At 63.0% G+C, this 23755-nt stretch carries 20 protein-coding genes and 1 pseudogene; 5 read left to right on the top strand and 16 right to left on the bottom strand.

Translation table 11 applies throughout. The features are described 5' to 3' along the window. Nucleotides 1–9: 9 nt before the first annotated feature. The 4 genes from AC06G5_RS13160 to AC06G5_RS13145 all read left to right on the top strand — a co-directional run bounded on the left by AC06G5_RS13160 (nt 10) and on the right by AC06G5_RS13145 (nt 4569). Nucleotides 10–1092 carry an extracellular solute-binding protein gene (locus tag AC06G5_RS13160; RefSeq protein ID WP_413423575.1) on the top strand — a complete coding sequence of 361 codons (1083 nt, stop codon included), beginning with the start codon at nt 10–12 and terminating at the stop codon, nt 1090–1092. A 121-nt stretch (nt 1093–1213) separates the two neighbouring features. Next, nucleotides 1214–2410: an amidohydrolase family protein gene (locus tag AC06G5_RS13155; RefSeq protein ID WP_413705024.1), complete on the top strand. Its 1197-nt coding sequence runs from the start codon at nt 1214–1216 to the stop codon at nt 2408–2410. Beyond that, nucleotides 2407–3894 carry an amidohydrolase family protein gene (locus AC06G5_RS13150; RefSeq protein ID WP_480459637.1) on the top strand — a complete coding sequence of 496 codons (1488 nt, stop codon included), beginning with the start codon at nt 2407–2409 and terminating at the stop codon, nt 3892–3894. Before AC06G5_RS13155 ends, AC06G5_RS13150 begins: the two co-directional genes overlap by 4 nt. Nucleotides 3895–3906: 12 nt before the next feature. Continuing rightward, on the top strand, nt 3907–4569 hold the full coding sequence (locus AC06G5_RS13145) for a flavin reductase family protein (protein WP_413428871.1): 663 nt from the start codon (nt 3907–3909) through the stop codon (nt 4567–4569). Nucleotides 4570–4709: 140 nt separating this feature from the next. Here AC06G5_RS13145 and AC06G5_RS13140 read toward each other — a convergent pair whose 3' ends face one another. From AC06G5_RS13140 to AC06G5_RS13070, 15 genes and pseudogenes are all read right to left on the bottom strand, one after another. Next, entirely contained in the window at nt 4710–7808 is a 3099-nt protein-coding gene (locus AC06G5_RS13140) for an error-prone DNA polymerase (protein WP_480459635.1), read from the bottom strand. Then, a complete protein-coding gene (locus AC06G5_RS13135; protein WP_413705028.1) occupies nt 7784–9199 on the bottom strand; it encodes a Y-family DNA polymerase in 1416 nt (471 codons plus the stop codon). The genes AC06G5_RS13140 and AC06G5_RS13135 overlap by 25 nt, the downstream gene beginning before the upstream one ends. Nucleotides 9200–9206: 7 nt before the next feature. Next, nucleotides 9207–9824 (bottom strand): translesion DNA synthesis-associated protein ImuA, encoded by a 618-nt coding sequence (gene imuA, locus AC06G5_RS13130; protein WP_413705029.1) that lies wholly within the window; start codon nt 9822–9824, stop codon nt 9207–9209. After that, entirely contained in the window at nt 9824–10441 is a 618-nt protein-coding gene (gene lexA / locus AC06G5_RS13125; protein WP_413428921.1) for a transcriptional repressor LexA, read from the bottom strand. The genes imuA and lexA overlap by 1 nt, the downstream gene beginning before the upstream one ends. A 146-nt stretch (nt 10442–10587) precedes the next feature. Continuing rightward, nucleotides 10588–10857, bottom strand: a pseudogene (locus tag AC06G5_RS13120) (DUF971 domain-containing protein); the annotation flags it as partial. Then, entirely contained in the window at nt 10854–11816 is a 963-nt protein-coding gene (locus AC06G5_RS13115) for a HEAT repeat domain-containing protein (protein ID WP_480459633.1), read from the bottom strand. The gene AC06G5_RS13115 and the pseudogene AC06G5_RS13120, both read right to left, overlap by 4 nt. After that, complete coding sequence (locus tag AC06G5_RS13110; protein WP_413428603.1) at nt 11813–12661, bottom strand: ABC transporter ATP-binding protein; 849 nt, start codon at nt 12659–12661, stop codon at nt 11813–11815. Before AC06G5_RS13110 ends, AC06G5_RS13115 begins: the two co-directional genes overlap by 4 nt. Next, on the bottom strand, nt 12661–13443 hold the full coding sequence (locus tag AC06G5_RS13105) for an ABC transporter permease (protein WP_413428602.1): 783 nt from the start codon (nt 13441–13443) through the stop codon (nt 12661–12663). Before AC06G5_RS13105 ends, AC06G5_RS13110 begins: the two co-directional genes overlap by 1 nt. A 146-nt stretch (nt 13444–13589) precedes the next feature. Further along, a complete protein-coding gene (locus AC06G5_RS13100; protein ID WP_413428601.1) occupies nt 13590–14996 on the bottom strand; it encodes an ABC transporter substrate-binding protein in 1407 nt (468 codons plus the stop codon). Nucleotides 14997–15233: 237 nt separating this feature from the next. Then, nucleotides 15234–15479, bottom strand: coding sequence for a 4Fe-4S dicluster domain-containing protein (locus AC06G5_RS13095; protein ID WP_007946457.1), 246 nt, complete (start codon nt 15477–15479; stop codon nt 15234–15236). Nucleotides 15480–15505: 26 nt separating this feature from the next. Then, nucleotides 15506–17236: a fumarate reductase/succinate dehydrogenase flavoprotein subunit gene (locus AC06G5_RS13090; RefSeq protein ID WP_413428600.1), complete on the bottom strand. Its 1731-nt coding sequence runs from the start codon at nt 17234–17236 to the stop codon at nt 15506–15508. Nucleotides 17237–17238: 2 nt separating this feature from the next. Then, nucleotides 17239–17985 carry a GntR family transcriptional regulator gene (locus tag AC06G5_RS13085; RefSeq protein ID WP_413428599.1) on the bottom strand — a complete coding sequence of 249 codons (747 nt, stop codon included), beginning with the start codon at nt 17983–17985 and terminating at the stop codon, nt 17239–17241. 231 nt (nt 17986–18216) lie between these two features. After that, nucleotides 18217–19185 carry a Gfo/Idh/MocA family protein gene (locus tag AC06G5_RS13080; RefSeq protein ID WP_413428598.1) on the bottom strand — a complete coding sequence of 323 codons (969 nt, stop codon included), beginning with the start codon at nt 19183–19185 and terminating at the stop codon, nt 18217–18219. Between the two features lie 16 nt (nt 19186–19201). Continuing rightward, nucleotides 19202–20089: a Dyp-type peroxidase gene (locus AC06G5_RS13075; RefSeq protein ID WP_413428597.1), complete on the bottom strand. Its 888-nt coding sequence runs from the start codon at nt 20087–20089 to the stop codon at nt 19202–19204. A gap of 93 nt (nt 20090–20182) precedes the next feature. After that, complete coding sequence (locus AC06G5_RS13070; protein ID WP_413428596.1) at nt 20183–21223, bottom strand: AraC family transcriptional regulator; 1041 nt, start codon at nt 21221–21223, stop codon at nt 20183–20185. A gap of 208 nt (nt 21224–21431) precedes the next feature. Here AC06G5_RS13070 and AC06G5_RS13065 point away from each other — a divergent pair, with 208 nt between their 5' ends. Continuing rightward, nucleotides 21432–22376 carry a SphA family protein gene (locus AC06G5_RS13065; RefSeq protein ID WP_413428595.1) on the top strand — a complete coding sequence of 315 codons (945 nt, stop codon included), beginning with the start codon at nt 21432–21434 and terminating at the stop codon, nt 22374–22376. Between the two features lie 100 nt (nt 22377–22476). On the opposite strand, the gene AC06G5_RS13060 is transcribed toward AC06G5_RS13065, so the two are convergent. After that, nucleotides 22477–23685, bottom strand: a complete 1209-nt coding sequence (locus AC06G5_RS13060; RefSeq protein ID WP_413428333.1) for a DSD1 family PLP-dependent enzyme — start codon at nt 23683–23685, stop codon at nt 22477–22479. Nucleotides 23686–23755: the final 70 nt, after the last annotated feature.

Genomic DNA, 23755 nt, shown 5'->3' with positions numbered 1-23755 from the left:
ACTACGTTGATGAGCAAGAAAGTGAAAAGCCCCCGTTTCGCCGCTGCCAGTTTCGCCGTTGCCGGTCTGGCCTTGAGTTGCTTCACCGCGTTCACGGCGTTCAGCGCCCAGGCCGCCGAGCCCAAGGAACTGTTCTTCTACAACTGGACCGACTACTACCCGGTCGACCTGCTGGCCAAGTTTGAAAAGGAGACCGGCATCAAGGTCACCATGGACGGCTACGACAGTAACGAGACCCTGCTGGCCAAGTTGCAGGCCGGCGGCGCGGCCTATGACGTGATCGTGCCGTCGCAATCGATCATGCGCACCCTGATCAACCAGAACCTGCTGCTGGAGATCGACGCCTCGACCCTGCCAAACTTCCAGTACGTCAAACCGGCGTTCCGCGACCCGGGCTTCGACCCCGGCCGCAAGTTCTCGGCGCCGTACCTGTGGGGCACCACCGGGTTCTCCTATGACAGCGCACGGGTGCCCGGTGGCAAACTCGACGACTCGTGGAAAGAGTTCTTCGAGCCGCGCAAGGAACTGCAAGGCCAACTCGCCGCCCTCGACACCTCCAGCAGCGTGATCAACGCCGCCAGCCACTACCTGAATGTCGACGAATGCAGCGAAAACCCGCAGGACGCCAAGCGCATCCTCGAACTGCTGCAAAAACAGAAACCGTTCCTGAAGATGTACAGCTCGGACAACACCGTCGACCGTATGGCCAGCGGTGAAGTGATCATGATGCAGAACTGGAACGGCTCCACAGCGCGGGCCACCCTGCAGAAGAGCACCATCAAGTACGTGTATCCGAAAGAAGGCCTGGCGATGTTCCAGGACAACTTCGCCGTACCGAAAAGCGCGCCGCACCCCGGTAACGCGAAGATCTTCATCGACTGGATGATGAAACCGGAAAACGCCGCCGCCGTGTCCAACGCCATCGCCTACGCCAACGGCATCCAGAGCGACAAGCTGATCGACGCCAAATGGCGAGTCATGGACGCCATCAACATGCCCGACGAATTCGCCTCGCGCCTGCGCCCGGAAAAGGAATGCAGCAACAAGGCGCGTGAGCTGCAAGACCGTATCTGGGCGAAACTCAAGGGCTGATCCGAGACCGAGTCGCGGCCTTCGCGAGCAAGCCCGCTCCCACAGGGAACGCATTCCAGATGTGGGAGCGGGCTTGCTCGCGAAGAGGCCGGCCCTGACAACATACAACTTGAGGTATTCAATGACCCACCCCCACTGGCTGCGCAACGTGCGCCCCTACGGCGCCCCCGCCGAAGACCTGTTGATCGAAAACGGCCGGTTCAGCCAACGCCGCCCCGCTTCGAACGAAACCCTGTCGGCCACCGACATCGACGGCCAGAACCAGTTGCTCACGCCTGCACTGGTGGAAAGCCACGTGCACCTGGACAAAACCCTCTGGGGCCAGCCATGGCGCCCCAATAGCGCCGGCCCGACCCTCAAGGACTACATTGCCAACGAACGGCGCATCCTGCGCGAAGTCACCACACCGATTGCGCAACGGGCCGGCGCCCTGCTGGAAAACTGCATCGCCCGTGGCTCGCTGACCATGCGTTGCCACGTCGACATCGACCCGGAGTTCGGCCTGCGTCATGTCGAGGCCATGCAACAGCTGCGCGAACAATATCGCGACCTGATCGACCTGCAACTGGTGGTGTTCCCGCAAACCGGCCTGATCAGTCGCCCCGGCACCGCCGAATTGATGCGCGAAGCCATGGCCCTGGGCGTGGAGAACGTCGGTGGCCTGGACCCGTGCGGCATCGATAACGATCCGCTTGCGCAACTGGATTTCGTGTTCAAGCTGGCCAGCGAATTCGACCGTGGCATCGATATTCACCTGCACGACAAGGGTGAGCTGGGCCTGTGGCAGATCGCGCTGATCGCCGACTACACCGAGCGCTTCGCTCGCCAGGGCCGGGTGATGATCAGCCATGCGTACTGCCTGGGGATGTTGCCGTGGAGCCAGGTCAAACCGGTGGCCGGGCGCCTGGCGGTACTGGGTATTTCGCTGATGAGTTCGGCCCCGGCCGATTGCGCGGTGCCGCCGTTCCTGGCCCTGCGCGAAACCGGTGTGAATGTGTGCCTGGGCTCCGACGGCATTCGCGACGCCTGGTCGCCCATGGGCAACGGCGACATGCTGGAACGGGCGATGCTGCTGGCGTTCCGCTTCGACCTGAGCAAGGACGACGAACTGGCGGCGGCGTTCGCGGCGGCAACCGCCAATGGCGCCCAGGCACTGGGTTGCGAAGCCAATCGCCTGGCGATCGGCCAGCCAGCGGATTTCCTGCTGATGCCGGTGCAAACACTGGGTGAAGCGGTGGTTTCGCGGCCGCTGCGTCAGGTCTATCGCACGGGTCAATTGATTGCTGCGGGTGGCCGTTTGCTGGAAAGCCGGCTGTGAAGCGCATCGGCTTGCGGGCCAGTTGTGTGGTCGGCTTCGACGGCACCCGGCATGTGCTGTGGCGCGACGGCGAAGTGGTGTTCGCGGGCTCGCGCATTGAGTTTGTCGGGCGCGGTTATCCGGGCCCGGTCGATCAGTGGGTTGATTACGGCAATGCGCTGATCGGCCCCGGCTTCATCGATCTGGATGCCCTCGGCGACCTCGATTCCACGGTGCTGACCCTGGACAACGGCGACGAGCGCGACATGGGCCGGATGTGGTCGGCGCAGTATCTGGCGCGTGGATCGCGGGAAAGTTACAGCCCCGAAGAAGAAGTCTTCAAATACCGCTACGCCTTCACGCAACTGATCCGCAACGGCATCACCACGGCCATGCCGATCACCTCGATGTATTACCGCGAGTGGGCCGAGACCTACGACGAGTTTGCGGCCGTAGCCGATGTGTCGGCCGAGCTGGGGCTACGCACATACCTCGGCCCCAGCTACATGAGCGGCATGAGTTACTGGCAGGCCGACGGTACGCTGGCGCACCATTGGGACGAAGCCCGGGGCATGGCGGGACTGGATGCCGCTGAACGGTTTTTCCGCGATTTCGACGGCGCGAATGACGGCCTGATTCGCGGGGCGCTACTGCCGGACCGCATCCAGACTTGCACCCCGGCGCTGCTGCAGCGCACCGCCAAGCTGAGCCAGGAAATGAATGCACCGATGCGTTTGCATTGCTGTCAGGGTCTGGGCGAAATGGCGATGGTCGAGCAACTGCGCGGCACCTCGCCGTTGGGCTGGTTGCAGCAGCTTGGGCTTTTGAACCCACGCAGCCTGCTGCCCCACGGCATCTACACCCACGGCGATGACGACTTGCAGCGAGTCGTGGACGGCGGCGCCAGTCTGGTGCATTGCCCGGTGGTGTTCGCCCGCGATGGCGAGGCGCTGAACTCGTTCGGACGCTATCGGGCCAAGGGCATCAACTTCGCCCTGGGCACCGACACCTGGCCGGCGGACTTGCTGGACAACATGCGTCAGGGCTTGAACATCGCCCGCCTGATGGAGGGCGGTAATGACCTGACCAGCACGCTGGACCTGTACAACGCCGCGACACTCGGCGGCGCCACCGCTTTGGGGCGCGACGATCTCGGACGTCTGGCGCCGGGGTGCAAGGCCGACATCACCGTGTTCAACCTGCGCGCAATGCACCTGGGACCGTTATTCGATCCGCTGAAAAATCTGGTGCTGGCCGGTCGCGGTGACGACTGCATCGCCAGCTACATCGATGGCCGCTGCGTGATGCAGGACGGCCAGGTCAAGGGCATCGACTACTGCGCCCTGCAACGTCAGGCCCAACGGCAATTCGAAAGGCTGATGCGCAGCCACAGCGACCGGGCCTTTGGCCAACCGGACTGGAAAAGCCTGTTCCGGCCGGCCATCCCGTTCGCCGACGACTACAGCGCACAGGCGCCACTGAGCGCGATTGATCCCCTTTTTTAGAGAATTCTGCCCATGCAAAGCTTCGACTTCAGCCAACTGAGCCCCCGGGACAAATACAAGATCCTGATCGGCAGCGTCGTGCCACGGCCGATTGCCCTGGTCACCACCGTCGACGGCGAAGGCCGGGTCAACGCAGCACCGTTCAGCTTCTTCAATGCGCTGTCGGCCGACCCGCCCATCCTCGCCCTTGGCGTGGAAAACTACGACGACCAAAGCCCCAAGGACACCACCCGCAACATTCAGCTCAACCAGGAATTCACCGTCAATATCGTCAGCGATGCACTGGTGGAAGCCATGAACGTCTGCGCCGTGCCCTTCGCCCCCGGCTTCGACGAATTGACCGCCGCCGGCCTCACCGCCATCCCAGGCACCACGGTCAAATGCCCTCGCATCGGCGAAGCCCCGGTGGCGCTGGAATGCCGGCGGATGATGGCGCTGTCCATCGGCCAGTCGCGGGAAATCATCTTCGGTGAAGTGCTGATGGCCCATGTGCGAGACGAACTGATCGACCCGAAAACCCTGTACATCGACCAATTGGGGCTGGATGCGATCGGACGCATGGGCGGGCATGGCTATGCACGCACGCGTGACTATTTCGATTTGCCGACACGCTCATTGCAGGCATGGACGGAAGCACCGGGCGGTGGGGAACGGTTTTGGCCGCTGGGCAAGTAGCCAGTTACACATAAACCTGTAGGAGCGAGCTTGCTCCGGGCGGCGATCCGACGATGGTCGTCAACGATACCGCTGGTAACCTGACACCCCGCGGCGCTCTCAGGTTCATCGCGAGCAAGCTCGCTCCTACAGGGGGGGGGTCAGTGAAAATCCCGGCTACGCACAGTGATGCCATCCAGTAGCGGGCTCAAATCACTCAAGCGCCCGGCAATCAGGTGCCGGACCTCGCCCTCTTTCTCCCAACGCCCATCGACCTTGAGCAACTGCGAGCCGACCAGCACCCGGCGCTGTCGCTCGGCCAGGTCACGCCAGACCACCACGTTGACGTTGCCGAACTCGTCCTCAAGGGTGACGAACGTCACGCCGCTGGCGGTGGCCGGGCGTTGCCGGCCGGTGACCAGCCCGGCGACGCTGACCGGCCGACCGTGTTCGACGTCCAGCAACTCCTGCGAACTGCGGCAGCGCCGCGCCTTCAACTCACTGCGCAACAGGGCCAGCGGATGCGGTCCGAGGGTGGTGCCGACACTGGCGTAATCGGCTTGCAGGTCCTCGCCCACGGTGGGTTTGGGCAACGACACCGCGTCCTCCTCCCGGCTCGGCAGGCCGGCAAACAAACCCAGCTGCTTTTGTACCCCGGCCACTTCCCAGCGTGCCCGGTGCCGGTCGCCGGCCAGGCCACGCAACGCGCCGGCATCGGCCAGTTGCTCCTGGGCGCGGGCATCGAGTCGCGCCCGTTCGCCGAGGTCGGCGATGTCGGCAAACGCGCCTTTCGAGCGGGCCACCTCGATGCGCCGCGCATCGTCCTCACGAAAGCCCTTGATCATGCGCATGCCCAGGCGAATCGCCGGCTGCGCACCACTGACCGGTTCCAGGCTGCAATCCCAGTCACTGGCGCGCACGTCCACCGGGCGAACCTGCAAATGATGACGGCGAACGTCCTGCAGAATCTGGTCCGGGCTGTAGAACCCCATCGGCCAACTGTTGATCAGGGCACAGGCGAAGGCCGCCGGCTCATGGCATTTCAACCAGCAACTGGCGTAAGTCAGCAAGGCAAAACTGGCGGCGTGGGACTCGGGAAAACCGTAGCTGCCAAAGCCCTTGATCTGCTCGAAGATCTGCGCGGCAAACTCCGGCGTGTAGCCCTTTTTTTTCATGCCGGCGGCCAGTCGATCCTTGTGCGGTTCCAGCCCGCCATGGCGCTTCCAGGCGGCCATGGAGCGGCGCAACTGATCGGCCTCGCCGGGGCTGTAGTCGGCGGCGACGATGGCGATCTGCATCACCTGTTCCTGAAACAGGGGAACGCCAAGGGTACGTTTCAACACCTCGCGCAACTCTTCGGAGGGGTAGCTTTCGAGCTCTTCCCTGTTTCGGCGACGCAGATAGGGATGCACCATGCCGCCCTGAATAGGTCCGGGGCGAACGATGGCCACCTCGATCACCAGGTCATAGAACTTGCGGGGCTTGAGCCTGGGCAGCATCGACATTTGCGCCCGGGATTCGATCTGGAACACGCCGATGGTGTCGGCGCGGCCGATCATGTCGTAGGTTTGCGAGTCTTCAGAGGGGACCGTCGCCAGACTCAAATCCAGATTGCGATGACGGCGCAACAGATCAAAGCAACGGCGTATCGCACTGAGCATACCCAGAGCGAGGATATCGACCTTCAGGAGACCGACCGCGTCCAGGTCGTCCTTGTCCCACTGAATGATGGTGCGTTCGGCCATCGCGGCGTTTTCCACCGGCACGAGGTGGTCCAGCGGCTGCTCGGAAATGACGAAGCCGCCGGGGTGCTGGGACAGGTGCCGGGGGAACCCGATCAGTTGCCGGGTCAAACTCAGTACCCGGCGCAGCACCGGGCTTTCGGGGTCGAAACCGCCTTCACGCAGGCGCTCCACGGGCGGTGTTTCATCACTCCAGTGACCACAGCAATCGGCCAGGGCATTGATCTGGTCTGGTGGCAGCCCCAGCGCCTTGGCCACGTCGCGTACGGCACCGGCCGCATGGTAAGTGCTGACCACGGCCGTCAGTGCCGCGCGGGTTCGACCATAGCGCTGGAACACGTACTGCAAGACTTCTTCGCGGCGTTCGTGCTCGAAGTCCACATCGATATCCGGCGGCTCGTTGCGCTCCCTGGAGAGAAATCGTTCAAACAGCATGTTCATTCGCTCGGGGTCGATCTCGGTGATGCCCAGGGCGAAACACACCGCCGAGTTGGCCGCCGAGCCTCGGCCCTGGCAGAGAATCTTCTCGCGCCGGGCGAAGGCGACGATGTCCTGAACGGTCAGGAAATAGCTTTCATAACCCAGCTCGGCGATCAGCCCGAGCTCCTTGTCGATCAGCCCGCGAACCTTGTCGCTTGCACCGTCGGGCCATCGCTCGCGAATGCCGCGCTCGGTCAACTCCCGCAGCCAGGATTCCGCGCTGTGCCCTTGCGGCACCAGTTCGCGGGGATATTGATAACGCAATTGGCCGAGATCAAAGGTACAGCGCCGGGCAATGGTCAGCGTTTCTGCCAGCAACTCTGGCGGATAAAGCGCCTGCAGCACGTCGAGGCTGCGCAGATGGCGTTCGCCGTTGGGATGCAGGCGCAACCCGGCATCGGCCACCGGCAGGTGATGACGGATCGCCGTCATGGTGTCCTGCAAGGCGCGCCGGCCGCGAGCGTGCATGTGCACATCGCCGCTGGCCACTGGGGGAATCCGCAGCTCCCTGGACAGGGTCAACAGATTATTCAAACGCTGGGTATCGTCCTGACCGCGGTGCAGTTGCACCGCCAGCCACAGGCGTTCGGCGAAAACCTGCTTCAGCCAGCAGCCCTGTTCGAAGTCATCCACCGCGTCCGGCACCCACAACGCCAACAGCCCCGGCAACGGTTCGCTGAAGTCCTCGCGCAGCACCTGATACTGGCCTTTCTGCGTGCGCCGCCGGGCGTGGGTGATCAATCGGCACAGCGCCTGATAGCCCTCGGGGTTCTCCACCAGCAGCACCAGCTTCGGACCGTTCTCGATGCGTATTTCACTGCCGATGATCAGCGGCAACTCCACGGACTTCGCCGCTTGCCAGGCGCGAACGATGCCCGCCAGGGTGCACTCGTCGGTCATCGCCAGGGCTTGATAACCCTGTTCTTTCGCACGCTGGAACAGCTCGAGGGCGCTGGAAGCCCCGCGCTGGAAGCTGAAGTTCGACAGGCAGTGCAATTCGGCATATTCGATGCTCATGCGAACCAGCCCTGCAGCCACAACGGGCCATCCTCACCGACCGCCCGGTAGGCCCAGCCCTGTTGGCCGGCACGGGTTTCGATCAGGTAATAGTCACGACGTACGTCGTCACCGTCCCACCAGCCGGACTCGATACGCTCCGGCCCCATGAGGATGCGCGCCGAGCCCTGATGCACGGCCAGCGGTTCAGTCAGCAGCCAGCCCGGCCGTTTCACGGCGGCCGGCACCGCGCAAGGCTGGCTGTCGGCACTGGCCTGCCACGCGCACTCGGGGCGGTGATCGGCCTGGAAACGCAAGCCATGCACCGCGTCATCCCCCAGCCGTGCACGCAGGCGTTCGCGCAACTGCTCCCAGGGCAGGGACTGTTGCGGGCGATCGTCGAACAGTTCCCGATGCTGGGGCACGAAGGCCGGCAAATCCTCGGCGCGCAAGCGAAAGCCGCGCACCGGCGCCTCGACCTGGACTTGCTCCAGCCGCCCCCGGGCCAGCTCGAAGAGCATCGCCGGATCGCGCTCGGCGCTGAGCAGGCCGACCTTGATGACCGTGTCCGGCAACCCGGCATGCTCCAGATGCAGGTCGAAACGCTGTACGCCGCTGTCGCGACCGCAGAGGAACGCCGACAGGTCGCCAGTCAACCGGCGCAACGGAAACAGCAAGGCTTGATGGGACTGCACATCGAAATTGAGCTCGATACGCACATCGAAGCGGTCCGGCGGCAAGTAAAACGCCAGCGCCAGCCGCCGCAAACCGGACAGGGCATCCAGATGCTTGAGCACCTGGACCTCGAAACGCCGGGCCAGGCTGTGCCTGGGCAACGCCTGCACCTGGCTCAAGGTGCGCAGGCCCATGCGCGACAAGGCCGTGGCGACCGATGCGTCGAGGCCGACCCGGTCGACGGGCATTTGCCCCAGATGATGCTGCAAGGCTTGATCGTCCGGCACCACCAGACCGTCATAGACGTTGGCCAGCACCCGCGCCGCCACCGGGTTGGGCGCGGCCACGATGCGGTGCCGAAACCCCAGCTCACCGAGCTCACGGCGCAAAAGCGCTTCGAATTGCGGCCAGGCACCGAACAGGCCGAGACTGGATTCGATCTCGAACACCACGGCCCGGGGGTAATGCACGCTGACCTGGGAACTGAAGCGATAGGCCCAGGCGGCGAGAAACTGCTGCCAGTGTTCGATTTCAGCGGCATCGTATTCGGCCGTGACAAAACCTTTGCTCAAGGCCTGTGCCGCGCTCATGGACTGGCCGGGACGCAAGCCCAGCGCCCGCGCCGCACCGTTGACTGCCTGCAGCACCCGGCGCTGGGCCGGGCCGGTCAGCAACGCCAGGGGTTCCTCGGGATCGGCGCGCTGACGCAGTACCGCGTCCAGCGCCAATTGCGGGAAAACAATGCAGACCCAGCGCATGGCAACCTCAATGCCCCACGGCGAAGGCAATCGGCGCCGAACGGGCCAGGCCGCCACGGCACTTGAGTACACGCAGTTGTGCCGGTCGGGCATCGATGGCGATGCGCAAGGCCGCCGGCGAAGGGTTGATCGCTTCACTGAGGGGACGATAGGCGAAGGCCAGGGTCTGGCCGGTTTCCGCCGCCACCTGCAAGCGGCGCAAGGCGCGGTCATCGGCCTTGTGCGGCCAGCACAGCACCGCACCGCAACTGCCCGAGCGCAGGCATTGTTCCGCGGCCCACAGCGCATCGCGCTCGCCGGCCTGGATGATCGACAACTGACGCAGATCGACCCCGGCGCTCTGCCACGCCTGGGGATACGGCAAATAAGGCGGCGCCACCAGCACGATGCGCTCGCCCGCCGCCGACAGCCGTGCCAGTGTCGGCCACACCAGTTGCAACTCGCCCACGCCCTGCCCGGCCAAGAGGATTTCCGTCAGCGCCGCCTCCGGCCAGCCTCCGCTGGGCAATGCGGCGTCCAGCGCGGCATGCCCGGTGGGTTGCGGGCTGGCGGCCGCTGGCGCAGGCCTGCCCTTCCAGACCTGGCCAGCATTGAACAGCGTATCCAGCGCAACGACGGCACCCATCAGCCTTGCCTCACCAGGCCACAGAACACGCCTTCGATGGCCAGGTCCCGGTCGGCTTCGACAATAATCGGCTGGTAGGCCGGGTTGCGTGGCAGCAGGCGAACCACATCGCCGACCCGCTCGAAGCGCTTGATGGTGACTTCGCCGTCAAGCCGCGCCACGACGATCTGGCCGTTGAGCGCCTCCGGATTGCGGTGCACGCCCACCAGATCGCCGTCGAGAATACCGTCCTCGATCATCGAGTCACCCCGAACCCGCAGCATGTAGTCCGGCACCCGCGAGAAGATCGACGGATCGAGCAGCAAGCGGCTATGGACCTCCGCATCGGCCCCGATCGGCGCACCGGCCGCAACCCGGCCGAGCACCGGGATGTCCAGCAACTCGGGACGCGGTGGCTGCCCGAGCAGGCGAATGCCCCGGGCCTGGTGCGGGTTGACCTCGATAAACCCGGCTTCGGTCAGCGCCAGCACATGCTTGCGCGCCACGCTACGGGAGGCAAAACCGAACACCTCGCTGATTTCAGCGAGGCTCGGAGGCTGACCATGCTCGGCGATGCGATCGCGGATGAAGGTCAGGATGGCGGTACGGCGGGGAGTCAGAGTCGTCATGGAGTACATTTGTACTCTTTTGGCTTTTGCCTGGCAAGGACCGTGTAGGAGCGAGCCTGCTCGCGAAAACCGTCCAGGCGCACCGGTTCCTCCAATTGCATCGCTTTATCGTTCGCGTCCATCGCGAGCGAGCTCGCTCCTACAGAGGGGCCGGCCAGACCGGAAAGATATGCCCACGGATAAATCCCGCGCTCATGACCATCGCTGAACACCAGTTGCAGTCCATACCCCTGCGAGTGCAATTCAATAACCCGAACCCGCGCATCGACCATCGGCGTCATCCCCCGCATACGAAACGCCCGGCACTGCGAACACGGGCACTGCCGACGCAGTTCGGCGTGGTCCAGCCACTGCTCGCGACCATCCGGCCAGTTCAGTCGCAACTGCTGTTTGCTCCGTGAATTACCCACCGCCAGCGGATTCATTGCAGTTGACTCAAGGCAATGCGCACGGCCTTGCGCACTTCCGGGTCGCCGTCGTCCTGTGCGGCCTGCAATGCCGCGATGGCCCGCGGGTCGTTCAATTCGCCCAGGACCAGCGCGGCCTCCTTGCGCAGGTTGCTGATGCGGTGGCCGAGGGTGTCGATCAGCGCATCGAGCGCAGGTACAAATCGCAAGCGACCGAGGCTGCGGGTGGCGCGCAGGCGCACTTGCCAGTAATCGTCACCCAAGGCATCGATCAGGGCCGGGCCGGCGTCGAGGTGGCCGACCTTGCCCAGGGTGGTGGCGGCTTCTTCGCGGACTTGCCAGGCGGTGTCCCGCAAGGCTTGGCGCAGGGCCGGCAGCACCTGCGCGTCAGACGCCAGGCCCAACGCCCCGGTGGCGGCACGCCGTACGTCGGTGTCCGGGTCATCGCTGGCCAACCGCGCCAGCGCCGGCAAGGCCTCGAGTTGCTTAAGCCAGCCGAGCACACCTACCGCTTCGCGGCGCACACCGGCGCTTTCATCGTCCAATGCCCGTGCAGCCGCATCGGCGGCATCGGGGCAACGCAACTCGCGCAAGGCCCTGAACGCGGCAATGCGTACGCCAGTGTCGGCGTGCCCGGTCCACGGCAGTATGACCCGGCCCGCCGCCTCGCTCTTGAGCAGGCTAAGGCTTTGCGCAGCGGCCGCCTGCACCGCCGGGGATGGATCAGTCAGCGCCTGGCACAACGCTTCGACCACGGGCTCGTCCTCCCAGGCTTCCAGCAACCGCGCGGCTTCGGCGCGAACGTCGGCAATCGGGTCTTCGGCCAGTCGATCGATCAACCACAGCAGGCCGTCCGGTTCCTCAAGATCGGCCAACTCGATCAACGCGATCCGGCGTACACCGGGGTCGTCATCGGTCAGGCGCGGCTGCAGGGCAAGAATGTCGTCGTTATCGGTTACATCGAATAGTGAGGTCATAGGGCAAATCGCGGCAGTTTGTTTTCAGGGGGAAGGCCGAGCGGATTCAGGCGCGGCAGCTGCCGGCCGTCTTCGTGGCGCAGGAGTTCGAGGCAATGACGCTTCAGGTGCGAGAATTCAGGGCGGGTCACCAGCTCCGTGCTGCGCGGCCTGGGGAAGTCCAGGCGCAGGTCTTCGATGATCCGCCCGGGGCGTGAACTCATGACCAGCAAGCGGTCGGCGAGGAACAGCGCTTCGTCGATGTCATGGGTGACAAACACCACGGTGGTGCGGATGCGCGTCCAGATGTCCAGCAGCAGTTCCTGCATGTTCAACCGGGTCAGGGCATCGAGGGCACCGAAGGGTTCATCCATCAGCAACAGGCGCGGGCGGTTGACCAGCACCCGGGCAATTTCCACCCGTTGCTGCATGCCGCCGGAGAGCTGATCGGGCCAGCGCCCGGCAAACCCTTCGAGCCCCACCAGGGCGAGGATTTCATCCGCCGCCTTGTGCCGTTCGGCCTTGCCGACGCCACGCATTTTCAAGCCGAACGCCACGTTGTCACGCACCGTGCGCCACGGAAACAAGGTGTGCTGCTGGAACACCATGCCGCGTTGTGGCGATGGCCCCGATACCGGCGCGCCATCCACGTTCAAGGTGCCGGTGCGCGGTTGCAGGTGCCCCGCCAACGCGCCGAGCAAAGTCGACTTGCCGCAGCCGGACGGCCCGAGAATGCACACGAACTGTCCCGGTTCGATCTGGCAATCGAGACCCTGCACCGCTTCGAAGGCCGCTTGGCCCTCGCCCAGGCTGATTGACAGCCCGCGAATATCGATACGTCCTTGCAGGTGTTGAAAAACGCTCATCAGGCTTTTCCTCGTGGTCGATGCCAGGGCGTGAACAGCCCGCCCAGACGTTTGATCAGCAGGCTGCTGCCCATGCCGAGCACGCCGATCAGCAACATGCCGACGACGATGTCGGCGTAGTTCTGGATGGTGTAGGACTCCCAGGTGTAATAACCAATGCCGAACTGGCCGGAGATCATTTCTGCCGTGACCAGGCAGAACCACGAGGTGCCCATGCCGATGGCCAGGCCGGTAATGATGCTGGGTCCGGCCCCGGGAAGTACGACCTCCAGCAGGATTGCCCGGCGCCCTGCCCCGAGGCTTTTCGCCGAGGCGATCAGCCGCGGGTCGACGCCTTCGACGCCATGCACGGTGTTGAGCAGGATCGGGAACAGTGCGCCGGTGAAGGTGATGAACACCATCGACAGTTCCGACGAAGGAAACATCAGGATCGCCAGGGGAATCCACGCCACCGCCGGGATCGGGCGCAGCACTTCCAGGGGCGGCAGCAGCAGGTCTTCGGCCCATTTCGAGCGACCGATGGCCAGGCCCAGGGCCACACCGATGATCAGCGCGGCGAGGTAGCCGGCGAATACCCGGCCAAGGCTGCTGCCCAGGTGTTGCGCGAGTTTGCCCGAGTCGCCGAGGCCGAGGGCGGCTTCAATGACCGCCACGGGTGTCGGGACGTTGGCGAAGGTCACCAGGCCGAGGTTCCAGTGGTGGCTGGCGGCGAGTTGCCAGAACAGCAGGCAGAGCAGCAAGGACGCGGCTCTGGGGATCCAGCGTGAATATGATCGGTACACAATTATTCCTCTCAACCCACCTCCTGTAGGAGCGAGCTTGCTCGCGAAGAACGCCAACGATTACGCGCTCTGTCTGACGGATCGCGTTGTCCGGACGTTTTTCGCGAGCAAGCTCGCTCCTACAGGGGGCTGTGGTGTTTCGGCTGTTAGCGAACAGCCACGGCTTGTGCGGTAGCATCGGTGAAGTCGTACACTTTCCCGCCCTGGGCGGTGGCGAACTGCTGGGCCTGGCCCTTGAGCAGGAACGCACTGAGTCGCCCTTTCGCATCACTGGCAAACCACGCCTGATCCGCCAGCAACTTGATCCCGCTGTCGCTGGCCTGGGTGTACACCGCGCGGATGTTTTTGCCTTCCTGCTTCAGGGCGGCCAACGCCGTGAACGCCAGCTCCGCCGACGCGTACTGGCGGACTTTCGGTTCGCCGCGGACCCAGATCTCGGCCACGTGGCTGAAGTCGGTGATGCCTTTGCCGCTCGACGCATCCACCGCTTTAAGCGGCGTCTGCGCGTAGTTGGCCAGTTGCGCTGTGTAGTCCAGGTTCGACGCCTTGAACGCGGCGCGAATGTATTGGTCGTCGATGAAGGTATTCAGATCGAGACCGCGATCGGCCTTCTTCAACAACTTCAGGGTATCGATGGCAGTGCCCACGGCCTGACGGTATTCCGGCTTCCAGCTCAGGTCACGGGTCTGCACGCCGAGGGGGCCATGGAACAGGTAGTTGACCTCGGCATCGACCCCGGTGACCTTGGCGATCAGCTCGCTGTATTTCTCCGGTTCAGCCGCCAGCAACTGGTTGGCTTCGATACTCGCCCGCAGGTAAGCGACGACGATTTCAGGGTACTGCCTGGCATAGGCCTGATCGACCAGCGCACCGTGGAAGGTCGGCGCGTTGGCCTGGGAGCCGTCATAAATCTTGCGGGCGAAACCACGGCTCGGGAACAGTTCGGCGAAGGGCACGAAGTCGGCGTGAGCATCGATCTTGCCGGCCTGCAACGCGGAGCCGGCGACTTCCGGCGGCTGGGCGATGATGTTCACGTCCTTGAGCGGGTCCCAGCCCTGCGCCGCGACGGCGCGCAGCAACATGCCATGGGCGGTGGAGGCGAACGGCACGGAGATGCTCTTGCCCTTGAGCTCGGCCAGCGACTGCACGCCGGATGCACTCGGCACCACGATGCCGTTGCCGCTGCCCTTGGTGCTGCCCGACAGCACGCTGATAAACAGGCTGTGCTTGCCCGCCGTTTCAAAAGCCACACCATTGAACGCACCGGGGAAATCGGCCATGGCGCCGAAGTCGAGTTTGCCGGCCACCATCTCGTTGGTCAGGGGTGCGCCGCTGGTGAAGTTTTTCCACTGCACGTCGTATTGGGCGTCTTTATAGGGGCCCTCGTGGGGCAGGTATTTGTCCAGCAGACCCAACTCACGAATCAACAGGCCACCGGCGGCGCAGTTGATGGTGGTGTCCTGGGTGCCGATGGCAATGCGGATGGTTTCGGCTGACGCCGACAAGGTGAAGGAAGCCAGTACCAGACCGGCCAAAGCTGCACGCAACATCATGAGTGTTTCCCCTCGAATCATTTATTGGATGTTCGTCTCCGCCGCGATCAGGGCGCGGTGGGAAACGAGGGGTGTTTTGAAGCAGGCGTCCGGTGGTGGCCGGATGGCTTTTGTGTCGTATTTACTGGCCTCATCGCTGGCAAGCCAGCTCCCACAGGTTTCGTGGTTGTTTTCACAATCTGAGGGACAGCACAAATCACTGTGGGAGCGGGCTTGCCCGCGAAGGCGTCCTGTCAGTCAACGCAATAAATAAGGAATCTCCACTTTCACCGCCCCGGTCGGGCAGTCCTTTTCACAGGGCATGCAGTACCAGCATTCGTCGAACGCCATGTAGGCCTTCTGCGTGGCCGGGTTGATCGCCAGCAGGTCCATCGGGCAAACGTCGACGCAGACGGTGCAGCCTTTGTGGGCGATGCAAAGGTCCTCGTCGACCGTGACCGGTGCGTTGGAGCGGAAGAAGATTTCCTGGGGTTGATAGGCCATGTTCACTCTCTCTTTCGTTGACGGCATCACGCCGCGTCGGCACCGACCCGCAATCGGTCGTAGGCCTGCATTTCATCGGCGTCGAGCGGGATGATGTAGGGCTCGACGGCTTTCTTGAAACTGGTCATCAAACCGTTTTCGCCTTTCTTCAAGTGGCAATGGCAAAACCAGTCGTTGTCGTTGCGCTGCGGGTGATCGACGCGATAGTGGTACAGCCCCCAGCGACTTTCGGCGCGGAACAGTGAAGCGCGGGCGGCCATTTCGGCGCAGTCGCGGATCATGCTGACTTCCATGGCACGCATCAGCTCGTGGGCGTTGTGGGCCTTGATCTGATCGAGGTCGCGCTGGATGTCGCTGAAACGTTGCAGGCCGATCTGCATCTTCTTCGTCACTTTCGGCGGTTGCAGGTAGTCGTTGACGAAGCGCCGCAGCTTGTACTCGACCTGCGCGGGTGGCAGGCCGTGTTCGCGATCCAGTGGCGCATAGACCCGTTGTTTTTCGGTTTCGATCTGCCGGGCATCCAGCGCTGAAAACTCACGTCCGGCGACAAAATCCGCCGCGTTGTGGCCGGCGAACCAGCCGTAGGTGAACGCGCCGAGCATGTAGTTGTGCGGCACCGCGGCCATGTCACCGGCCGAGTACAAGCCCTTGACCGAGGTCTCGGCCTTCTCGTTGACCCACACCCCCGACGCCGAATGCCCGCTGCAAAAGCCGATTTCCGAGATGTGCATCTCGACCATCTGCGTGCGGTAGTCGGTGCCGCGATTGGCATGGAACTGGCCGCGACTCGGACGCTCGTTGCTGTGCAGGATCTCCTCGATGTTCTGGATGGTTTCCTCGGCCAGGTGATCGAGCTTGAGGAACACCGGACCGTTACCGCTTTCCAGTTCCTGATGGAACTCCCACATCATCTGTCCACTCCAGTAGTCGCACTCGATGAAGCGCTCGCCCTTGTTGTTGGCGGTGTAGCCGCCCAAGGGACCGGTGACGTAGGCGCAGGCCGGGCCGTTGTAATCCTTGATCAGCGGGTTGATCTGGAAACACTCCAGGTTCGCCAGCTCGGCCCCGGCGTGGTAGGCCATTGAGTAGCCATCGCCGGCATTGGTCGGATTTTCGTAGGTGCCCATCAGGTAGCCCGAGGATGGCAACCCCAGGCGTCCGGCGGCACCGCAGGCGAGGATCACCGCTTTGGCCTTGATCACATGGAAGTCAGCGGTTCGGCAATCGAAGCCCATCACGCCGTTGACCGTACCCTCTTGATCCGTCAGCAATCGGGTGCAGACCAGCCGGTTGGTAATGGTCACCCGCGCGCGCTTGAGCTGCCGGTACAGGACTTTTTTGATGTCGTGCCCTTCCGGCATCGGCAACACATAAGCGCCCATGTGGTGGACCTTCTTCACCGCGTAGTCGCCGGTTTCGTCCTTCTCGAATTTCACGCCCCAGCGGTCCAGCTGCTCGATGGTTTCGAAGCTATGGGTCGCGTAGGCGTACACCGCAGCCTGGTTGACGATGCCGTCGTTGGCGATGGTGATTTCCTTGGTGTATTGCTCCGGCGTCGAGTGGCCGGGAATGATCGCGTTGTTCAGGCCGTCCATGCCCATGCTGATCGCGCCGCTGCGCTTGACGTTGGCCTTGTCGATCAACAGCACCCGCAGGTCGCGGTTGCGTTCCTTGGCCTTGATCGCTGCCATCGGGCCGGCAGTGCCGCCGCCGATCACGACGATGTCGTATTCCTGTTCGAGGGTGTTGCGTGTCATGTTCAAGCCCCTTTGTGCCGGTCGATCCGCAGGCGGTACTGGAAGGCATCGCCACGGTAGTAAAGGTGTTCGAAGTCCAGCGGCCGACCCTCGGCATCGTGGGTCAGGCGCTCGATACGCATGATCGGCGAGCCAGGTTCGACGTTCAGCGCCCGAGTCAGGTCGCTGTCGGCCAGTACCGCATCGATGGCCAGGTCGGCGTGCCCCAGGGTCAGGCCGCAGTCGTTTTCCAGGATCTGGAAAATGTCGCGAGTGACCAGGTCGGCTTTTTCCAGGCGCTCGCCAACGGCCTTGGGCAGGTAAGTGATTTCCAGGGAAATCGGCTCGCGATTGATCAGGCGCACCCGTTTGATCTGCGCCACGACCTCGCCTTCGGCGACCTGCAAACGCTCGGCGACGAGCTTGTCGGCGGCAATGAACCTGAAGCTGCGCAGGCGGTTGATCACCTCATATCCTCGACCGGTCATGGACTCGGCCAGGCCTTGCAGGGTACTGACGTTCTGGAAGGTTTTCGGCTTGGCGACGAAGGTGCCTTTGCCGTGGATCCTGAAAATCAGCCCTTCCTTTTGCAGGTCACCCAAGGCTTGGCGCACGGTGATGCGGCTGACCTTGAACAACGCGCCAAGCTCGCTTTCGGAAGGCATCTGGCTGTCTTGCGGGTATTCACCGTCGAGGATGCGCGCGCGCAGCACGTCTCGCAGCTGGGTGTGCAACGGGACGCTGCTCAGGGATAGAACGTTATCGGTCATGGCAGATCACTTGTTATAACGAGTTATGACGTGATCTTAGAGAGGTAATGACAAGCTTGAGAAATACCGAATGCGCATAAGGTTAGATGCACAACGCAATCCAAAACTGTAGGAGCGAGCCTGCTCGCGATAAACCCGAGAACGCCGTGGGGTGTCAGGCTTCCAGCGTTATCGTTGACGACCATCGCGAGCAGGCTCGCTCCTACAAGGGATTGTGTGCGGTCTGAAGAATCAGTGGCGCTTGAGGATCTGGTCCATGACCCAATCGGTCTTCAACGCCTGCCCGGCCACGGCCGGATGCTGCGCGTCACCACGTATGTGCGCATTCATGCCCAATACGTGGTGCCACTGGATGTGCGCGTGATGCTCGATGTTCAGGCTGAGATGTTCATCAGTGTGCAGCTCGACCGGGTGCTCGTCGAACACTGAAAACGTGATCCGGCCTTTACTGCCAATCACTTCGACCCGGTCTTCACGGCGATCGGCAACGAAGTTCCAGCAGCCCATCCCCAGTGCCCCGCTGGCAAACCGCCAGGTGGCGCTGACGGCATCTTCGGCCGCGTACAAGCCGGCCTGCCGTGCGGTGAACCCGGCGACTTCGACGATATCGCCGAGCAGGTACTGAAACAGGTCCAGGCCATGGCTGGCCAGATCGGCGAAGTAGCCGCCACCGGCAATCGTCGGGTCAGTGCGCCAGTTATCGGTGCCGTTTCGGTCCGCTGCCGACGGGGCTTTGGTGAGCGTCCAGCTCAAGTGCCGGACCTCGCCGATCCGCCCCTCCTCCAGCCATTGCCGCACTTGCCGGAAGCGTGGCAGCGAACGTCGGTAATAGGACACGAACAGGTGCAGCCCCGCATCGGCAAACACCTGCTGCATCTCGCGGCTTTGCCCGGCGTTCAGCGCCATCGGTTTCTCGACGCAGCAATGCTTGCCGGCGGCGGCCACCTGCAAGGCATAAGCGTGATGGCTGTCAGGTGGCGTGGCGATGTACACCGCGTCGACCTCGGGATCGTCGATCAGCGCTTGCGCATCGGTGTAGACCCGAGCGATGCCGTGGCGCGCGGCGTAGTCGGTGACGGCTTCCAGGCGCCGGCCCATCACCGCCACCAACGCCGATCCGGATGCCTTGTAGAAGGCCGGTGCGCTTTTGCGTTCAGCGACACTGCCACAACCGATCATGCCCCAGCGCACCACGTTCATAGGCTCTCCCTGCTTCTCAGCCGATGCGCAATGCGCGCAGGTCCGGTCGACCGTCCTTGAGCGGCGGGCACCAGTAGTAGCCGCCGGTGACCGGACGGCTGATGCGGTACAGGCCGTCGGTGATGCCGTCTTCCAGGCCACTCATGCGACGCAGTTGGGCTTCGAAGGCATCGAGGGAAAAACCGAAGGCCAGGAACATCAGGCCGGCGCGGTCACCTTCGATCCACGGCATCGAGCGGCGCACCACGAAGGCCTCAGGCGCAAAGCTTTCCTGGGCGGTGCGTTTGACGTGGGCGGAAACCGGCGCGTCGTCGATCTCCTCGTTATCGCTCAAGCGGCGGCCCATGATGTTGTCTTTTTCATCCGCCGACAGCGCATGGAAACCTTTCAAGTCATGCTGCCACTGCTGGATCGCGGCAAAGCTGCCACCCACCGTACCGTCCGCGCCCTCACCGACCACGGCGGCGCTCACGGCGGCTTCGTCGTGTGGGTTCTCGGTGCCATCCTCGTAGCCGGTCAGGTCATGGCCGCTCATGTGGCGGAAGGTTTCGTTCATCTGCACCAGGCGCAACGCCGGGGCCAATGCTGCTGCGATGGCGTTGCTGCGGTTGAGCAACTCACCACGGTCTTCACCGTGCAGCCAGCACCAGAGCGCCTGTTGGGTCGATGGATTATCGACGCCGACACCGGTCAGTGCCGGGAAAACGCGCAGGCCTTCGATCTGCCCATCCAGCGCCTTGACCAGGGATTCACCGAAGCCGACCACCACCGATTTGCCGTCCACCAAGCCTTGCAGGTTATCGAGCGCGGTCGGTAGAGCAGCGACGGATTCGAGAGCGAAGAACATATGGCGGGCTTGAGGCGGAACGGGGGTGGCGAGAATGCCCGGCTGGTAATGACTCATATGAACTCCTCGAAAAAGAGCTCGGAGTTTAACCGGAGTACGAGGGTTTGTGTGCTGTCAGAGGCCACACAAGCCCCTCTCATTACAAGGAGATCAAACCGCGCTGGGGCTTTCGTTGCGGAACGCACTCGGGCTCATGCCGGTCCAGCGCCTGAAAGCCCGGCGAAAGCTGCGCACGTCGCTGTAGCCGACTTCCTCGGTGATGCGCTCGATGGACATGTCCGGGTTGGCCAGCAGGCTCATGGTGCGGGCCTGGCGCACTTGTTCCAGCAGTGTCTCGAACGTCAGGGCATGTTCGGTGAGGCGGCGGCGCAAGGTGCGGCTGCTCATGTTCAGGTCGCCGGCGATTTTCTCGATGTGGCTGCCCTCGGTCAGGTCCCGGGCAATCGCCCGTTCAACCGCCTGGATCAAATCCATTTTCCGGTGCACCTGCGCAGCTTCCAGTTCGAGCAACTTCACTGCCTGACGCAGGGCCAGGGAATGGTGATTGGGCAAGTGAACGTCCAGCCAATACGCATCGATCACCATGCGGTTCTGCAGGCAACCGAAACGCACGTCCGGCCCCAGCAGGCGCGAATATTCGCTGAGATAGTCCGGCGCGGCATGCATGAACTCCACGGCCATCGGCTTGAAATCCGCCCCGACCAGCGCCCGGCCGTACACCAGCAGGCTGGCGAAAAACTCCTCGACCGCGAACAACTGCACGTCGGCGAACGGCAAGCGGCATTCAACGTCGACAAACACCCGATCACCCGCCTCCTCCACGCTCGACACGACAATGCTGCCGGAAGTGTGTTGATGACGGATGCCCAGTTCAAAGGCATCGCGCAAGGTCTTGCACAGCGACAATACATGCCCCAACAACCCCAGCGTTCCGAGTACATTCTGCGCGCCGACCCACAAGCCCAGCCCCTGATTGGGCAGGACTTTGAGCGCTCGCTGAATCATGGCCACGGCCTGGCGATAGGAAATGCGCTGTGCCGGGTCCTGAAGGTCTTCAAAGTCAAATCCCAACCCTCGGCACAGGCTCTCGGGGTCGATGCCTTTTTGCTCGGCGACTTCGGCCAGGGTGTGCAGGAGGAACGGCGACACCAGCGCCAGTTCAAAGGTGGGGTCGGTCACTTTCATTTGCATGGGACTGTACATTCCGGGTCGAGCTGCATTCTTATTTTTGTAACCGGTTATGTCGGAAGAAGTTAGCACAGGGTTCGAAGGCTGTCCGCAGATGCCCCCCTAAATGGCCGCCAATACCCTACCTTGCGGGGCACAGACAGCCTATTTCTATGTTGCGGCCCTCGTATGGACGCCGGAAAGCCCGCTAACAATAATAATGAGGACACCCATGATCCCGACCCGCACGACTCTTCCCCTACTGGTCATTGGCCTGGCCGGCGTCTGCGCCCCGCAACCGGCACTGGCCACCGAGGCTGGCGTGGACAACATCGGCCCCGGCACCGACGGCTTTTTCATGTTGCCGCTTTCGCCCGACAGCCTTCCGGACAACATGGTTGCGTTCAACCTCTACTACAACCACTACAAAGCCACGAAGCTGAACATCAGCTCGCTCGGCGGCAAGGTGCCAAACGTCGAGATCGAATCCACGGCGGTCATTCCGCGCCTGGATTACCTCAGCCCGGTGCGGGTATTCGGCGGCCGGCTGGCCGGCTACATCGCGCAACCGTGGCTCAAGCAGGAAGTCGCGGTGTTCGGCTTGCAGGACACCCGCGAAGGCATGGGCGACACCACGATCGCGCCGATCATTCTCTGGGACATGGGCCCGAACCTGACCCTCGGCGCCGCCATTGAAGTCACCGTGCCGACCGGCGAATACAGCGTTGATCGCCTGGCCAATACCAGCAACAACTTCTACACCTACAAACCCTTGTTCTCCTTCACCTGGCTGCCGACGGACAGAACCGAGGTGTCGATGAAGACCACCTACAGTTTCAACGAGAAAAACAAGGACACCGATTACAAGTCGGGGCAGATTTTCCACTTCGACTATTCGGCCAGTTTCAAGATCACCGACGACCTGATGCTCGGGCTGAACGGCTACTACCTGAAGCAAACCACCGATGACAAACAGTTCGGCCACACCGTGCAGTTCAATGGCCAGGACGTGAACGACGGGGTGCGCGGCCAGGTGTTTGCGATTGGTCCGGCGCTGCACTGGACCTTTCTCAAATACGCCAGCGCGGAGATTCGCTGGGCCAAGGAATTCGACGTGGAAAACCGGCCTGAAGGGGAAATGCTTTGGGCCAAGGTCAGTATTCCCTATGCGTTCTGATTGACCCCTTCGCGAGCAAGCCCGCTCCCACAGGGTGCAGCGTTGCTCTTGTGGGAGCGGGCTTGCTCGCGAAGGCGGCGGCAAATGCACTGAAAATCCTTCAGGAATACACCGGCCAGCTATCCACAATCTTCCCACCCCGAACCGCCAGCAAATCCCCGAACTGCAACAACACCGACTCCGTCTGGGTCGGCCGCAAAAACACCTGGTCCTCAACCGTCAGCCCCACCGCCGCCGAACCATTGACCATTTCCTGGTTCGAGCTACGGCCATACACAGCATTGCTCTGCAACCCCGGCGGCGATTCGAACTCCGCCATCCAGTGACCGCCATAGATAAAAAACGTCTGGCGCTGATTGGTGTCCCACCAGGAAAACAACCCGGACTTGTCATCCAGCGCCGGAATATTCACCGCCCCGGTGCTCTTTAACACCGGCGTGGCGATGTAGGCGGCTGGCACATGTTCCACCAGTGACGGCAAATCATAGTGAACGGGCTTGAGCATCGCCGTCCCCACCGACACTTCGCTGCTGAGCTGTTCGCGCTCATGCATGCGATAGCTCGGGCTGCCAGCCGTATTGAGGGTCAGCCCGCCATGCCACAAAGCGGGGTATTGCTGACGCGTGAAATCGACGCAGCGGCTGTAGATCACCATCACCTTGGCGAACAACTCCTCGGGCGAACCCAGAATCCCCGGTACACCCATGCCCACGAACGGGTCGTAGCCCATGAACCCGGCGAACTCCAGGTGCTGTGGATGCTGGCTGATCAGCGTCAGCATCTGCCCGAGTACGCCAAGGTCGCTGACGCCACCGCGATGCAGTCCGACATCCAGTTCGATGTTCACCCGCAATCGCGTGCCCAGCCCCTGAGCCAGGGCGAGGTATTGCTGCAAGCGTTGCGGCGTATCGAGCAGCCATTGCAATTGCTTCGAAGGGTCGAAAGCGCCCTTGTGCGAACGATAAAACAACTCGGCCGAACGCACCGGCAGCGGCTTGCCCAACAGAATGTCGGCCTCGGGAAACTGCACCGCGTCATGATTGAGAAACGGTTGGTGAAAGGACATCAGGCGTGGCGTGCCGGCGCGCCGGGCGATGTAGGCCAATAGCCCCGGTGCCGGCAGCGATTTTTCCACCAGCCGCAGGTGCTTGCCGCCGCGCTTGACCGATTGCATCACCACATCGATGTTGTGATCCAGCCGATCAAGGTCGATCAGCATCACCGGTCGCATCGGGCCGTGATCCTTGAGTTCGCGGTTCAGCGTACGGAAGTAATCGCTGTACGGCGCACCTCGGTCCCCCGGCCGCAGCCATGCCCCGAGCCCCACCAACAAGGCGCCGACGCCTGCGCTGCCAAGCAAGAAATTGCGGCGATTGACG

It is taken from the genome of Pseudomonas sp. WT-JTC, from assembly GCF_056711565.1.
Note: the sequence above shows the minus strand (reverse complement) of the source record. Positions and strands in the feature narration are given on the sequence as shown.